This is a genomic window from Ravibacter arvi, assembly GCF_039540405.1.
GTDB lineage: Bacteria > Bacteroidota > Bacteroidia > Cytophagales > Spirosomataceae > Ravibacter > Ravibacter arvi.
The window spans coordinates 47,768-62,835 of the sequence record NZ_BAABEY010000023.1 but is presented as its reverse complement, the minus strand read 5'-3'; the positions used below and the strand labels follow the sequence as shown (position 1 = coordinate 62,835).

Sequence of the window (15,068 nt, the reverse complement as noted above, 5' to 3'; positions counted from 1 at the left end):
CTGTAACACTTCCGGGAAACGCGGCGTAATGCTTTGTGACACCCTACAAGCACTCACCCAAATTTAATGCAAATGAAGCACCCCCATATGCCAGAATTCAGGAATTCCTCCTCTGTCCTGTTATCACTGATGCTGGCTTTACTCCTTTCCTGTAAAAACAACGATACCCTGCTCCCGGACGACGCAGAAATCGCGGGCGCTACCATTGAACCGGCAGTGACAGCTTCCAAGGCGCCGGAGGGAAATACCGGCACCGGCATAAATCCCAATGACCGTATCGAAACCCGAACCTTTTCCAGGAAGGTGACGATTCACTACGGGCCGGTCGTTTCCATTACCCAACCGGAAAACGGCGCCGGGATCGAATTCACAGTGTCGGGCGGGAACGTGGCGATCAGATCGACGGCGGGAGAAGTGGAATACGAATTGAGCGGGACTACCGCCGCCGGGTCTTTGAAAATTACCAGCGACAAGGCTTTTAAAGTCACCCTGAACAACGTCAACATTACCAATCCCGTCGGAAGCGCTCTCAACTTACAATCGGATTCGACAGCCTTTGTGATCATGATGCCGGGCACAACCAACACACTTGCAGACGGAAACGCTTATGACAAAACCGAAGACGGAAAAGGTACCCTCTTCAGTGAAGGGCCGCTCGTACTCAACGGTACAGGAGCGCTTGCCGTCAAAAGCCTCGGTAAGCATGCCATTGTGAGTGACGATTACGTGTATGTAGCCGGCGCCTCCATTACGGTAAGCGAGGCGCTGAAGGACGGTATACACGCAAATGACGCTGTGGTGATCGACGGCGGAACACTGAAGATTACCGCTACCGACGACGGGATACAATGCGAAAAAGGACACATTATCATCAATGACGGTAGCATTTCAATCAGTTCCACCGGGAAGGCCATCACGGCTTCCTACGACACAGATACGAAAATTGACCCCTACCTGACTCTCAACGGGGGACATATAAAAATCCAGTCGAAAGACGAAGGTATTGAGAGTAAAAGTGTGCTTACCGTCAACGGTGGTACCATTGAAATAGAGTCAACCGACGACGCCATAAATGCCGGCACTTTCCTCTATATCAATGGCGGTAATATTTTTGCCAGGAGCAGCGGCAATGACGGCATTGACAGCAACGGTCCGCTGACCGTTACCGGCGGAACCGTGGTAGCGGTCGGGGCAGCCAACCCCGAAGCCGGCGTTGACTGCGACCGGAGTACTTTCAAAATCACCGGCGGGATCGTAGTGGGGATTGGCGGCAGTACCAGCGTGCCGACAGCCTCGGTAAGCACTCAGCGATCGGTAGTATTGGGCGGGGGAGCTGCCGGACAGCTCCTTTCAATACTCTCCGATAAAGGGGCCGAAGCGCTCACTTTCCTGGCTCCCGCTGCTTACCAGACGCTGCTGTTTTCCAGCCCGAAACTGGAAGGAAATCTAACCTACCAGGTGTATACCGGGGGATCTGTCAGTGGCGCCGATGCCTTTGGCGGACTCTACCTGTCAGGTTCCTACGAGCCGGGCAACAGGTCGCCGGCCACCTTTACCACTACCGCTATGGTGACCACGGCAGGCGGCAATACTGGCCCCGGCGGTCGTTAGCCAAATCAAAAAATACCGTTTGTTTCTTTCTCTCGATATTTTTCTGTGATGTTTGGGTAGATTTAGGGGGCTATTCGGTTATAATCGAGTAGCCCTTCGCTTTGTTCTTGTAGTATTACTATATAATTGGTGAATTTTTCTTTTTTCAATCCAGCCGATCATCACGTTAAGCAGTAAAGTTTACATGGAAGATTCAAAAAAAACAACAAAAAACGGTTCTCCTTCCCGCAGGGATTTTATTAAGGCGTCATCATTGGCGGCATCTGCTTTTTTTATCGTACCGAGACACGTGCTTGGTAAAGGTTATATCGCCCCTTCCGACAAGCTGAACATCGCCGGCATCGGTGTGGGTGGAAAAGGAAAAAGCGACCTTTCCTCTTTTGCGAAAAGCCCGCGGGTAAACATTGTTGCCCTTTGCGACGTTGATGACCGCCAGGCGGTTGATTCACGCAAAAATTTCCCCAATGCGAAGTACTATAAAGACTTCCGTGAAATGCTGAACAAGGAGAAGAACAACATTGATGCATGTTCTATCTCCACTCCTGACCATACGCATGCCATTGCCACGCTTTCTGCCATGCAGCTGGGCAAACACGTGTATACCCAGAAACCGCTTACCCATAGTATCAACGAAGCCCGTATCCTTACACAGGCGGCAAAAAAATACAAGGTAGTTACCCAAATGGGAAACCAGGGCGGCTCCGGGAACGGCGTACGCCGCATGAAAGAAATTTATGATTCAGGAATTATCGGTCATGTGGACAAAGTGTATTGCTGGACCAACCGCCCGGTATGGCCGCAGGCAGTTCCAACCGACAAGACTTTCAAAATCCCCAAGGAGCTTGACTTTGATCTATGGCTGGGCCCTGCTCCGAAAGTAGCTTATAACGAAGCTTACCTGCCCTGGAACTGGAGGGGCTGGTGGCCATACGGTACCGGTGCACTCGGCGACATGGCTTGCCACATCATGGACCCCGTATTCCGTATCCTACCGATCGACTACCCCAAGTCAGTTGAGGCAAGCGTGGCCGGCAACTGGACCATGACGCTGCGTCCTGAAGACAATGCGCCGGCATGGACACCATTCTCGACCAATATTCACCTCGTATACCCAAGAAAAGACGGAGCCGGCGATCTGAAAGTAAGCTGGTATGACGGCGGTATCCTTCCCGAGCTTCCTGAAGAGCTGAAAGAAGGAGAAGAGTTCGGCAACTCCGACGGTGGGGTTATGTTTATCGGTTCCAAAGGAAAGCTGCTGGCCGACTGCTACGGTGCTCGTCCACGCCTGCTTCCGTTAAAAGACAACGAATTTGTAAACATCCCGGAAACGATCAAACGTGTTCCGAACGAAGACCACTACCTGAACTGGGTAGACGCCTGTCTGGCAGGGTATGGAAACGCTGAAACCAGTTCTCCTTTTGAGTACGCGGGACCATTTACCGAAAGTATCCTGATCGGGAACGTTGCGCTCCGTACCTGGATGCTCCGCGATAACCCGCAGGGTAAGCGTACCGTTGAGAAATACAACGGCCGCAAAAAGCTGCTCTGGGATGCCGCGCAAGGCAAAATCACCAACTGGGACCTGGCCAACCAATATGTAAACCGCGAATACCGCGACGGCTGGAACCTTACGCTTTAATTGCGGATTTCAATACAAAGCAAAACGCCTGCCCCGGGAGAGATTCCGGGGCAGGCGTTTTTTTACCGCAGCCGCCCATAGAAAAATAGTGCTATAAAAGAATCATATCTTGCTAAAAAATCACAAGTATCCCTTTCTCATCAGGCGTAAGTTTGCAGTATACCTGATTCTCTGTGTCCTTTCAAGGTAAAATGAACCGCCACATGATACGATTGCGCTACACGTTTCTTCTTCTGATACTGACGACCATTTCGTGCAGCAAGCGCCCGGCGTCTATCGTACCTGTCAATCTCAGGACCGAATACCTGTCCAACCCCTCGGGGTTGGATATGCCCCACCCCCGGTTTAGCTGGGAGCTTTCTTCGGCAGCAAAAGACCAGTCTCAATCAGCCTACCGGATCCTCGTCGCCAGTGATTCTACCGCACTTTCCGAAGACAAAGCGGACGTATGGGATTCCGGAAAGACCAAAACCGACCGGTCCGGCATGATCGCATGTGCGGGCGAGCCGCTTTCTTCCGGCAACAAATATTTCTGGAAAGTAAAAGTATGGGATCACGACAACAACGAAAGCGATTGGAGCCCGGTGGCATCGCTTTCCACCGGCTTGTTCAACCGGGAAGACTGGCAAGCCCAGTGGATAGGGGCCGCCCCCGAAAATGTCCCTTACGAAAAAAGATACAACCGCAGTAGCGGGTTCCAGTCTGAGTTTTCTGCCGGTGCCGATGACAACAAGTGGGTAATGGTAGATCTCGGAAAGGAAGAAAATATTTCAGAGATCAGGCTCTTTCCTACAGAAAGCGGTTCGAAACCCGCGGTTCATCTTTTCCCCGTGCGTTTTGCAGTAGAGGCATCCTCTACCGAAAATTTCACCAATGCCCGCAAAATTGCAGACGAATCTGCGGCGGACTTTGTCAAGCAGGATTTAAAACCCTATGTAAAAACCTTCGACCCGGTTAAAGCCCGGTATATCCGGGTAAGCGTTTCCAGGCTTGCACCGGCTGATTCCGCACGTTACGCATTCTCCCTCGCCGAGCTGCAGGCTCTGACGCCCGAAAAACAAAATGTGGCGCTTCACAAAAAAACTTCGGCTTCTGACACCTACCTTCTGTTACGTCCTTTCAGTTACGACAACTGGCTGCCCGCCCGGTTAACGGACGGCTTCCTGACTCCAAGTAAAAACTATACCGCCTATAGTATCCCGATTCCCCCGTCGCCTTTGCTCCGCAAGACTTTTGCCGTAGATAAAAAAATCACTTCGGCAACACTTCATACCTCTGCGCTCGGTATCTACGAAGTCTACCTGAACGGCCGGAAAGTGGGCGACCAGGTATTGGCCCCGGAATGGACCGATTACCACAAAAGGGTACAATACCAGTCGTATGATGTGACCGGTTACCTGAAGCAAGGCCAGAATGCGATCGGCGCCATGCTTGCGGACGGGTGGTATGCAGGCGCCATTTTCGCACACCCTGACCGGGGCCCTTACGGGTTCGATCGTCGTTTTCTCGGCCAGCTTCATATCCGGTTCGACGATGGCAGCAAAGCCATTATCGCCTCCGACGGCTCCTGGAAAATATGGGAGAACGGACCGGTTCAGAACGCATCGATCTTCAACGGCGAAACTTATGACGCCCGGCTTGAACAAAACGGATGGTCCGAAGCCTCTTTTGACGATCAGAACTGGCGGAACGTTACAACCGACCCCTCCATCACCGTCCAGCTGAGCGCCCAGATTAACGAGCCCATAAAGGTCGTCCAGGAAATAAAACCGGTTGCCATTACTGCCGGCAAAAAAGGGACCTACATCGTCGATCTCGGCCAGATCGTTGCCGGTTGGGTGGCGCTGTCGCTGCCTTACAACCCGGGCGGCCCCATCACGCTCCGGCACGGGGAGGTGCTCGACGACGCCGGGGAATTGTACACTACCAACCTCCGGGCAGCCAAACAGATTGACCAATACATTCCGGGAAAAGAAACAAGCATTACCTATGAGCCCCGTTTTACCTACCACGGCTTCCGTTTCGTGGAGATTTCGGGATTAACCCGCGAGCTGCACCCGGATGAAATAACCGGGAAAGTCGTCGCATCGGCCTCTCCCGTTACGGGTCACTTTGAATGCTCCAACCACGGATTAACCAAGCTTTGGCAAAACATTCTCTGGACACAAAGAGGCAATATGCATTCCGTACCGACGGATTGTCCCCAGCGGGACGAACGTGCCGGCTGGATGGGGGACGCGCAGGTGTTTTCACAAACCGCTATCTACAACCTGGATATGGGGGCGTTCTTTACCAAATGGACGCGTGACATCCGCGATTCGCAAACTCCTGACGGACGGTTTCCAGATTATGCGCCTCAGGTAGGCGTCTGGGGAAACTTCTACAACTCTCCGGGCTGGGGCGACGCCGGCGTTATTACCCCCTGGCGCATGTACCAGAACTACGGCGACACCACCGTACTCGCCCGTCAGTACCCGGCCATGAAAGCCTTTGTAGAAAGCATCCGTTCCCAAAACCCGGACCTGGTCTGGAGAAAAGCACGCGGCAATATGTACGGCGACTGGTTGAACGGCAACACCATTATAGCCGACGACTATCCGAAAGAGGGCGGAAAAGTACCCGACGACGTGTATTCCACCGCCTTTTTCGCCTACTCCACCAGTATAGTAGCCAAAGTAGCCCGCCTGCTCGATAAAAAGGACGAAACAGCCTATTATGACTCGCTCGCGGCAGGCATAAAAGAAGCGTTTATCAAATCTTTTGTCGCGGCAGACGGCGCCGTTACCGGGAATACGCAGGCCGGGTACGCTATAGCACTCGACTTCGACCTGATTCCCGATGCGCTAAAAGAAAAATCAGCGCAAAAAATGGTGGAAGCTTTAAAACCTTACGATAACCGGATCTCGACAGGTATACAGACCACGATCCGGTTAATGAACCAGCTCACCGCATTCGGCTATTCCGACCTTGCCTATCAGCTCATTGAAAGCCACCGTTTTCCCTCGTGGCTGTACTCTGTAGACCAGGGCGCCACCACCATCTGGGAACGCTGGGACGGCTACGTCAAGGGGCGCGGCTTTCAGAACCCGGGTATGAATTCTTTCAATCACTATGCCATCGGCGCGGTCGGCGAATGGATGTACCGCAGTATCCTGGGTATCAACCCGGATGAAGCCGGCTATAAAACCTTTACGATTCACCCCCGCCCCGGCGGAAGCCTGACCTGGGCGAAAGGCGCCTACCATTCCATAGCCGGGAAAATTGACGTATCCTGGAAAAAAGAAAACGGCTCCTTTTTACTTGACGTAGACATTCCGGCCAATACCAGGGCCACTGTAGTACTTCCTGCAGGAAAAGCGGTGCTCGAAAGCGGGAAAGACGTGAAATCAGTCCCGAGGATTCAACAGAAGGCGGCCGGCGAAAAAGAAATCCGTCTGCTGGTGCCGTCCGGACAATATCATTTTTCAGTTGCACTTTAGAACAAACAGATGCGCGGGCTTAAAGACAAAATAGCGATTGTGACCGGCGGGCTGGGCGACCTGGGCTATGCCACGGCGCTCCGGCTGGCCGAAGAGGGGTGTAAGCTCGCGCTTTTTGACCTCCGGGATGACGAATCCGGAATGGCCTCCGCATTGGGCGCCCGTTTTATCCGGGTAGACATCAGTAAGGAAGAGGAAGTAAAAAACGCCTGCGCGATGGTTGAAGACACATTGGGCCCGGCCCATATACTCATCAATACAGCTGCCTGTTTCGTATTCAAGGGCATTGATGCCGACGAAGCCGACTGGCATAAAATCAACGCCGTAAACATCGCCGGCACCTCGTTCATGGCCAGGTTTGTGGTACCGCAAATGAAAAAAAACAAGGGCGGGAGTATCGTCAATTTCTCATCCGTCAGCGGATTTGTGGGGCAGGCCAATTTTGCCACCTACAACGCCACCAAGTTTGCCATCAGGGGCTTAACGAAATGCTGGGCACAGGATCTTGCGCCGTTTGGAATACGCGTAAACACCCTCTGTCCCGGATACATTTACACCCGGGCTTTTATCAATTCATGCGAAAAACTGGGTCTCGATATTGAAGAAGAAAATCGGCGAGCTGCGGCCATGCATCTCCTTAATCGGCAGGGCAAACCGGAGGAAGTGGCTGCCGCCGCCGCTTTTCTTGCTAGTGATGACGCCTCGTTTATAACAGGAAGCGACCTGCTTGTAGACGGGGGATACCTCGCCAAATAACCGCAACACACCATGAAACTCGTTGATTTATCTCATCCGCTGATTCACGGTCAGCAGACGTTTCCGTCAGACCCGAAGCTGAGTATTGTTCCGCACGGCACAACCCGTACGCTGAAATACAACATTACCCAGATTGTGATCGGAAGCCACCAGGGCACGCACCTCGACGCCATGTATCATTTCCTGGACGACGGGAAGACAATTGACCAAATGCCGCTCGAATGGTTTTACGGACCGGCTCATGTGCTTCGTATCCCCAAGGAAGCAGGCGAAGAAATAGGGCCGGAAGACTTCAGGCCCTATGAGCATCTCCTGGTTCCTGAAGCCAAAATCATTTACGAAACCGGCTGGCATCGCCGGTTCGGCCAGGATATCTTCTTTGAACAGTTCCCGTCGCTTACCCAGGATGCGGCGCGCTATCTCGCCGGGAGAGGCATTCGGATGCTCGGTATGGACACCCCTACCCCTGGAAACGACTGGTACGAAGTTCACCACATCCTGCTCGGGAAAGAAATCGTCATTGTAGAAAGCCTGGCCAACCTGGATCAGGTCCCGGATCAATTCACCTTCATGGGGTTTCCCCTTCTCCTTAAAGGCCGCGACGGATCACCCATCCGCGCCGTGGCCCAGATTCCCGGATGAAAGCACTTTATTATCCTGCCCACGACCAGCTCGTGATGGCCGACCTGCCCTTACCGGTGGCAGCTCCTGAAGAAGTATTGGTCAAAGTGTCCGCATGCGGCATCTGCAGCAGCGAAATCGAAACTTTTAAAAGCCACAGTAACCGCCGTACCCCACCGCTAGTGATGGGTCATGAATTTTGCGGCGTGGTGGCGGAAACCGGGGCGGATGTCAGCGGCTTTTCTCCCGGGGCAAGGGTAGTCAGCAATTCGGTGGTATCCTGCGGCATCTGTACGGCCTGCCGGCAGGGACGCTCCAACCTGTGTGCCAACCGCCAGATTTTCGGTATGCACCGGCCCGGGGCATTTGCAGCGTACGTCAACGTGCCGGCGCGTTGCCTTGTACCCATGCCCGACCAGCTGACACCGGAACAGGCCTGCCTCACCGAACCGCTGGCAAACGGGGTTCATATGGTCAACCTGACCCGGCATATTGCGCCTGAAAACGTTCTGGTAATCGGCGCGGGAGCTATTGGCCTGCTTGCACAGCAGGCATTTCAGCAAATGACCGGCGCAAGTGTAACGGTTGCAGACCTGAAACCGGAACGTCTCGCCATAGCTCGGAAAAACGGCGCGGCAGCCACCATAAACCCCTCGGAAACCGACCTCGTCCAAGCGGTCAGCCAGCTCACCGGATACCAGGGGATGGATGTTGTGATTGACGCCGTAGGTACTTCCACTACCAACCGGCAGACGCTCGAAGCCACCAGGCCCGGTGGCACCGCAGTCCTGATCGGCCTCTATGAAAACAGCAGGTCCCTGCTCAGTTACGACATCATTCTCCCGGAAAAACATGTTACCGGGACTTACGCGGCAACAGACGCCGAGATATCCCAGGCGGTTGCCCTCCTGGCTACCGGCCGCATAGATGTCAGCTCCTGGGTACACTATTACCCCCATAGCGAGGGAGTGAGGGCATTCCGGGAAATGCTGGAATCAAAAAACGGGCACATCAAATCTGTAATTACTTATCCCTAGAAACCGATGCAAAAAACGGTTGTCATTACCGATCATGGTTTTTCTGATATCGACCATGAAAAGGCTGTTCTGGAAGGCGCCGGATACCGCCTGGTTGAAGCGAAATGCACGACGGAAGACGAGGTCATTGCCGTCGCCGGAAATGCAGACGCACTGTTGGTCCAGTGGGCGCCCGTAACCCGGAAAGTAATCGAAAAACTTACCCGCTGCCAGGTAATCGTACGCTACGGGATCGGAGTCGACAATATCGACCTCAATGCGGCACGTGATCACGGCATTCCGGTAGCGAACGTGCCCGATTACTGCATTGAAGAAGTCGCTACCCACACCCTGGCCCTGGCGCTGGCCCTCCAACGCCGTTTGCTTTCTACAGACGGGCGGCTACGGGAAAATACCTGGAAGATCATTCCGCCCGGCCCGGTAAAACCGGTTTCCGAAACGATGTTTACCGTACTCGGGCTGGGAAGAATCGCCGTCTCGGTCATCCGGAAGGCAAAAGCGCTGGGATTTGTGGTGGCCGCATCGGACCCGTATGTAGACCAGGCGACGATGGAGCAATTGCAGGTAAAGAAGCTTTCATTTGAAGAAGCATTGGCCCACTCAGACATTTTGTCGCTTCACCTCCCGCTTACGGACGAAACCCGCCATTGTATTCGTCGTGAAACGATCGCGCAAGTGAAAGCCTCAGCTATCCTGGTAAATACATCCCGCGGGGGGCTGATCAATACGAATGAGCTGGCGGCAGCGCTCATTGCCGGTGAAGTCGGCGGGGCAGGGTTGGATGTATTTGAAAAAGAGCCCCTGGAAACGGATCATCCTCTGCGATCGGCACCCAACACCATTCTCACCTCGCACACGGCCTGGTACAGCGAACGGAGCATTCCGTTATTACAAAAACTGGCGGCCGAAGAAGTCGCACGGATATTGGGCGGGGCACCCCTGAAAAACCGGATTGCATGAAGGGTTAACCTTCACTACATACCTGTACACGGTCGTCCTCCCGGCTTCGGTCAAGCGGCTGTCCGCCGAAGGGCTTATAGGTAAGCTGGTATTGCCTGGGCGTAACCCCGGTGATTTTCTTGAATTGTTTGTTGAAGCTCGAAACATTCTGAAAACCGCATTCATAGCAAATTTGGAGAATACTAAAACGGGCGCTCATCAGCAACCGGCAGGCATAGCCCACTTTTTTTTCGATCAGGAATTGTGAAAAAGGCTTCCTGGTGCGTTGTGTAAAATAGCGGGAAAAAGCAGTCGGGCTCATATGGGCCATTTCAGCAACATCGGCCAGCCGGATCTGTTGCTGAAAATTGTTCATAATGTAGGCGTAGACCTTGTTAATACGGTCGCTGTCCGAGTCGGACGTTCCCTGGCAAAAGCCTTCGCTGGCGAGCGTGGTCAGCTCGTCGGATTCAGAAAGCAAAACAAGCAGATGCAGGAGTTTGAGTAATTTCGCCGCCCCGCTGAAATCCTGCAGTAGTTTGAGTTCGGCAGTCAGGCGCGCGCGGACGGCTCCGGTGACTTTCAGTCCTCTGGCCGAGCGGTTAAGCAAACCCCTGACGGCCAGCATCTCCGGGATGTCGAAAAAAGCACTGCCGAGAAATTCCTCGCGAAAGTGAGTCACAAGGGCTTCAGCCGGTCCGCCCGGCAAGCCGTCGGGTGCTGTGTCGCTGCGCCAGGTGTGGGCCAGGTTCTTCCCGATCAGTACAAGATCTCCGGCTTCAAAAGACTCTACATGATCCCCCACAAACCTGGTACCGGCTCCTTTGAGGATCAGGGTAAGCTCAAATTCAGGGTGATAGTGCCATAGCCCGGGAAAGCTATGCAGGTAATTGAACTGGTTAACACTAAACGACAGGGTATCAGGCTGATTGACCCTGAGCAACAATGGATCCATCCCGAAAAAACTTAATGACCACCAACCCAGGCAAGTTAAGTTTATTCGGGTTATAATGCAAACGTCCTACTCTACTCCTTCGGTCTTGAATTCGGAGGTAAAATGGAACTGCACGGCGGGATTATTTTCCTTATTCATCCGGATCATCCATTCAGATTCGGCGAGAAAAACGGGGTTTCCATCCTTGTCATAACCGATCTGGTTTCCTTTAAGCCGTATAAACTCCGCAAGTTTTGCCTGGTCTGCAGAGGTTATCCAGCACGCTTTTGAAATATTCATATGGACCCAGCGGCATTTGGCGCAGTATTCATGTTCGAGCCGGTACTGGATTACGTCGAATTGAAGCTCGCCGACCGTTCCGACTATCTTGCGGTTACCCAATTCGAGCGTGAACAACTGGGCCACCCCTTCATCGGTAAGCTGCTGGATACCTTTTTCAAGCTGTTTGGACTTCATGGGGTCCAGGTTGATCAACTCCTTGAAAATTTCAGGCGAGAAACTCGGGATCCCGGAAAACATAAAGTTCTCTCCTTCCGTAAGCGTGTCGCCGATCTTAAAAGTGCCCGTATCGTACAAGCCGATCACATCGCCCGGGAAACCCTCATCCAGCACGTTTTTTGCGGATGCCATAAAAGTAAAGGGACTGGAAAAACGCACATTTTTATCGAGCCGCACGTGATGGAAAAACTTTCCTCTTTCAAACTTTCCGGAACATACGCGGAGAAAAGCGATCCGGTCGCGGTGGCGCGGATCGAGGTTTGCGTGTATTTTGAACACGAAACCGCTGAATTTCGGCTCGTCAGGCGCTACCTCCCGCACCGTGGTAGGCCGGGGCTGCGGCGTCGGCGAAATCTCGCAAAAAGTATCCAGCAGCTCTTTCACCCCGAAGTTATTGATCGCACTGCCAAAGAAAACGGGCGCTAACCGGCCTTCCTGGTACGGTGTTTCCGAAAAAGTGTCATAAACGCCTTCTATCAGTTCCACATCCTCACGAATCTGCTTCGCGTCCCTTTCTCCCAGCAGCTTGGGCAGACCTTCATCTTCGAGACCAATTTCGACTACATCTTCTTCAACTTTGGTCTTATTGATTTTAAAAAAGTACAGCTTTTGCTCGTAAAGGCTATACACGCCCTGAAAGGCGCTTCCCATATTGATCGGCCAGGTAAGCGGTCGTACCCTGATATTCAGCTTTTCCTCCAGCTCATCGAGGAGATCGAACGGGTATTGCCCTTCCCGGTCCAGTTTGTTAATAAAGATAATTACGGGCGTATTCCGCATGCGGCATACCTCCATCAGTCGCTCGGTCTGCTCTTCCACCCCTTTTACGCAGTCAATGACAAGAATTACACTATCCACTGCGGTAAGTGTGCGGTAGGTATCTTCCGCGAAGTCTTTGTGACCGGGTGTATCGAGGATGTTAATCAGGAGGTCCTTGTATTCGAAGGTCATGACCGAGGTTGCAACGGATATACCCCGCTGCTTTTCGATTTCCATAAAGTCGGAAGTCGCGGTTTTCTTGATTTTATTCGACTTTACCGCCCCGGCCGTCTGGATAGCGCCGCCAAAAAGCAGCAGTTTCTCTGTAAGTGTGGTTTTCCCGGCATCCGGGTGGCTGATAATGGCAAACGTACGGCGCTTCTTTATTTCCTGAGCAATCGACATAAATACGGTAGTGACAATCCTGATTTTTTCCTGGGTAAGGCCGGGACCTGCTATTTCAAACAGGCCGCAAAACTACGAAAAGTATAGGAGATATTGGCAAAAACCCCCTGTTTATGAAGCGTTGCAGGGGCGTACGTCCTTCATTTTTTCGCTTATTGACCACTCCTGCGGATCAGCAGTACACCGCAGATGATCAGTAAAACGCCCAGGCCTTTCATCCAATTGACCGGGCTCGGGTGCGCCACCAGCACATTCTGGTGTTCCAGCCAAACAGACGAGATCATTTGCCCGGCAACGATCAGCCCGAAGGTAAGCCCGGGCCCCAGCCTGGGAAATGCAAAAATAGTAACGGTGACATACACCGCCCCTATAATTCCCCCCATCCATACGTACAACGGCGCGTCCCGCATAGCTTGCCAGGTGAAGGATTGACGGCTCAGCAGCACGTACCCGAGCAATGCCGCGCAGCCAACCACGAACGAGATCAGCGAAGCGTAGGCCGGGCTTCCGCCCAGTTTACCAAGACGCGTATTCAGGCCTACCTGTACCGGCAAAAACATACCAGTGAGCAGGACAACGAAAATCCAAATTATTTTATCCATCTTTATCGCCCGGAAAAACAAGGCTTCAAATTAGCACATATAATGCAGTCCCGAAAGTTATGTGCGGTTTACCTGGAGAACAGGCGTGCCGATATGTGATCTCCGGCAAATTTATTCAACCTGACTTCTTAACGATTTTCAAATGAGCAGAGACGTTCAACTCTACATTGCGATGAGCCTTGACGGCTATATTGCCACAAAGGATGACAATATAGATTTCCTTTCCCAGGTGGAAATGGAAAATGAAGACTACGGCTATGCGGACTTCACTCAACAAATTGATACGGTCATCTGGGGGCGGCGCACCTACGACAAGGTGATGACCTTTGACGGCGAGTTTCTGCATACCGGGCGCAAAGTGTACGTAATTTCCCGCTCACGCACGGGAGAAACCGAGCATGTCACCTATCACCCCGACGTCATTGAGCTGGTCAGGCAGCTGAAAAGCGAAGCAGGCAAGAACATTTACTGCGACGGAGGCGCCGAAATCATTTTTGAACTCCTCCGGCATCAACTGATCGACCGTATTATTGTCAGTATCATTCCGCACCTGCTGGGCGACGGAATACCTCTCTTTAAAGCGGGCTTCTCCGAGCAGAAAATAACATTGAAACGCAGTATCACCTACCCCTCCGGGCTGGTTCAGCTATGGTACGACGTTAGAAAGGAAGATCAACCGGAAGCCGGCGAAAACTAGCCGGCAAAAAAGCGAAGGGTATCTTCCTTGTCTTTCCGGATGGCCTGGGTCAAGGCGTCCAGGCTGTCAAATTTTTCCTCCGGCCTTAGGTATTTACAAAAGCGGATGGTCAGCGGTTCTCCGTAAATTTCCTTATTGAAATCAAAAAGATTGGCCTCAATCGTCCGGTGCTTACCATCCACGGTGGGTCGCAGGCCTATGCTCAGCATTCCCTGGTATACCGTATGGTTATACTCAGCCCGTATCGCATAAACGCCATCCAAAGGTACAAGCTTGTAAGCGGCTTCAACCAGCAGGTTTGCCGTAGGATAACCGAGGGTACGGCCTATCTGGTCCCCTTTAACGACAGTCCCTGAGAGCGCGTAGTCATAACCCAGCAAGTGATTGGCCTCCTCCACATCACCCGAAAATAGCGCCTTTCGGATTCGTGACGAGCTAACCGCCAGGTTATCGATATCCTCGCTGGCGATTTCCTCCACCTCAAAACCGTATTCACCGCAATGCTCTTTCAAAAATGCAAAACTTCCCTCGCGGTTTTTACCGAACCGGTGATCATAGCCAATCACCAGTTTCTTGGTACCTATTCCCTTTACGAGAATGCTGCGAATAAATTCGTCAGACGATAACTCGGAAAATGCGCGGGTGAACGGCAGCACCAGCAAATGCTGTACGCCCAGCAATTCGAACAAGGCGGTCTTCTCCTCGAGAGTGGACAGCAATTTAAGATCACTGCAGTCGTCACTGACGACCGTACGCGGATGCGGCCAAAAAGTAATCACTACACTTTCCCCCCCGCTGGAACGACTCACCTCAAGGAGACGGGCGATTATTTTCCTGTGCCCCAGGTGCACGCCGTCGAACATGCCACTGGTAACAACGGCATTTCCGAGCGGGGTAAAATCCTCTATTCGATGGTATACTTTCATTGGTGTTGAATGGAAGTCGGAAATCGGAGGTCGGAGATCGGCAGGCATTGCTCGCGTGAGGCGCTTCGCTGGATTTTTATCCCGGTAACGGGCTTCCTTATTTCCGGTTCCCGACTGCTGGTAACCCATTTCTGATTTCCGATT

13 protein-coding genes are annotated in these 15,068 nt (G+C 52.6%); 9 read left to right on the top strand and 4 right to left on the bottom strand.

The window, feature by feature from the left end; genetic code table 11:
* The first annotated feature begins 72 nt into the window (after nucleotides 1-72).
* The 7 genes from ABD852_RS12115 (at nucleotide 73) to ABD852_RS12085 (ending at nucleotide 10,103) form a co-directional block, all read left to right on the top strand.
* Entirely contained in the window at nucleotides 73-1,611 is a 1,539-nt protein-coding gene (locus ABD852_RS12115) for a carbohydrate-binding domain-containing protein (RefSeq protein WP_345029088.1), read from the top strand.
* 184 nt (nucleotides 1,612-1,795) lie between these two features.
* Nucleotides 1,796-3,250: a Gfo/Idh/MocA family protein gene (locus tag ABD852_RS12110; protein WP_345029085.1), complete on the top strand. Its 1,455-nt coding sequence runs from the start codon at nucleotides 1,796-1,798 to the stop codon at nucleotides 3,248-3,250.
* A gap of 203 nt (nucleotides 3,251-3,453) precedes the next feature.
* On the top strand, nucleotides 3,454-6,729 hold the full coding sequence (locus ABD852_RS12105; protein WP_345029081.1) for a family 78 glycoside hydrolase catalytic domain: 3,276 nt from the start codon (nucleotides 3,454-3,456) through the stop codon (nucleotides 6,727-6,729).
* Nucleotides 6,730-6,738: 9 nt separating this feature from the next.
* Nucleotides 6,739-7,485 (top strand): SDR family NAD(P)-dependent oxidoreductase, encoded by a 747-nt coding sequence (locus ABD852_RS12100; RefSeq protein WP_345029077.1) that lies wholly within the window; start codon nucleotides 6,739-6,741, stop codon nucleotides 7,483-7,485.
* A 12-nt stretch (nucleotides 7,486-7,497) separates the two neighbouring features.
* The gene (locus ABD852_RS12095; RefSeq protein ID WP_345029073.1) at nucleotides 7,498-8,127 is read left to right on the top strand and encodes a cyclase family protein; all 630 of its coding nucleotides are present in this window, start codon (nucleotides 7,498-7,500) and stop codon (nucleotides 8,125-8,127) included.
* On the top strand, nucleotides 8,124-9,143 hold the full coding sequence (locus ABD852_RS12090) for a zinc-dependent alcohol dehydrogenase (protein ID WP_345029072.1): 1,020 nt from the start codon (nucleotides 8,124-8,126) through the stop codon (nucleotides 9,141-9,143). The genes ABD852_RS12095 and ABD852_RS12090 overlap by 4 nt, the downstream gene beginning before the upstream one ends.
* Nucleotides 9,144-9,149: 6 nt before the next feature.
* On the top strand, nucleotides 9,150-10,103 hold the full coding sequence (locus ABD852_RS12085) for a C-terminal binding protein (protein ID WP_345029071.1): 954 nt from the start codon (nucleotides 9,150-9,152) through the stop codon (nucleotides 10,101-10,103).
* Nucleotides 10,104-10,107: 4 nt separating this feature from the next.
* Here ABD852_RS12085 and ABD852_RS12080 read toward each other — a convergent pair whose 3' ends face one another.
* From ABD852_RS12080 to ABD852_RS12070, 3 genes are all read right to left on the bottom strand, one after another.
* Nucleotides 10,108-11,037 carry an AraC family transcriptional regulator gene (locus ABD852_RS12080; protein ID WP_345029070.1) on the bottom strand — a complete coding sequence of 310 codons (930 nt, stop codon included), beginning with the start codon at nucleotides 11,035-11,037 and terminating at the stop codon, nucleotides 10,108-10,110.
* A 66-nt stretch (nucleotides 11,038-11,103) separates the two neighbouring features.
* Nucleotides 11,104-12,699, bottom strand: coding sequence for a peptide chain release factor 3 (locus ABD852_RS12075; RefSeq protein ID WP_345029068.1), 1,596 nt, complete (start codon nucleotides 12,697-12,699; stop codon nucleotides 11,104-11,106).
* Nucleotides 12,700-12,851: 152 nt separating this feature from the next.
* Nucleotides 12,852-13,301, bottom strand: coding sequence for a DMT family transporter (locus ABD852_RS12070; RefSeq protein WP_345029066.1), 450 nt, complete (start codon nucleotides 13,299-13,301; stop codon nucleotides 12,852-12,854).
* A gap of 142 nt (nucleotides 13,302-13,443) precedes the next feature.
* Here ABD852_RS12070 and ABD852_RS12065 point away from each other — a divergent pair, with 142 nt between their 5' ends.
* Nucleotides 13,444-13,998, top strand: a complete 555-nt coding sequence (locus ABD852_RS12065; protein ID WP_345029064.1) for a dihydrofolate reductase family protein — start codon at nucleotides 13,444-13,446, stop codon at nucleotides 13,996-13,998.
* On the opposite strand, the gene ABD852_RS12060 is transcribed toward ABD852_RS12065, so the two are convergent.
* Nucleotides 13,995-14,924 carry a bifunctional riboflavin kinase/FAD synthetase gene (locus tag ABD852_RS12060; RefSeq protein ID WP_345029062.1) on the bottom strand — a complete coding sequence of 310 codons (930 nt, stop codon included), beginning with the start codon at nucleotides 14,922-14,924 and terminating at the stop codon, nucleotides 13,995-13,997. The genes ABD852_RS12065 and ABD852_RS12060 overlap by 4 nt on opposite strands.
* Nucleotides 14,925-14,933: 9 nt before the next feature.
* Here ABD852_RS12060 and ABD852_RS12055 point away from each other — a divergent pair, with 9 nt between their 5' ends.
* Nucleotides 14,934-15,059, top strand: coding sequence for a hypothetical protein (locus ABD852_RS12055; protein ID WP_345029060.1), 126 nt, complete (start codon nucleotides 14,934-14,936; stop codon nucleotides 15,057-15,059).
* Nucleotides 15,060-15,068 lie beyond the last annotated feature (9 nt).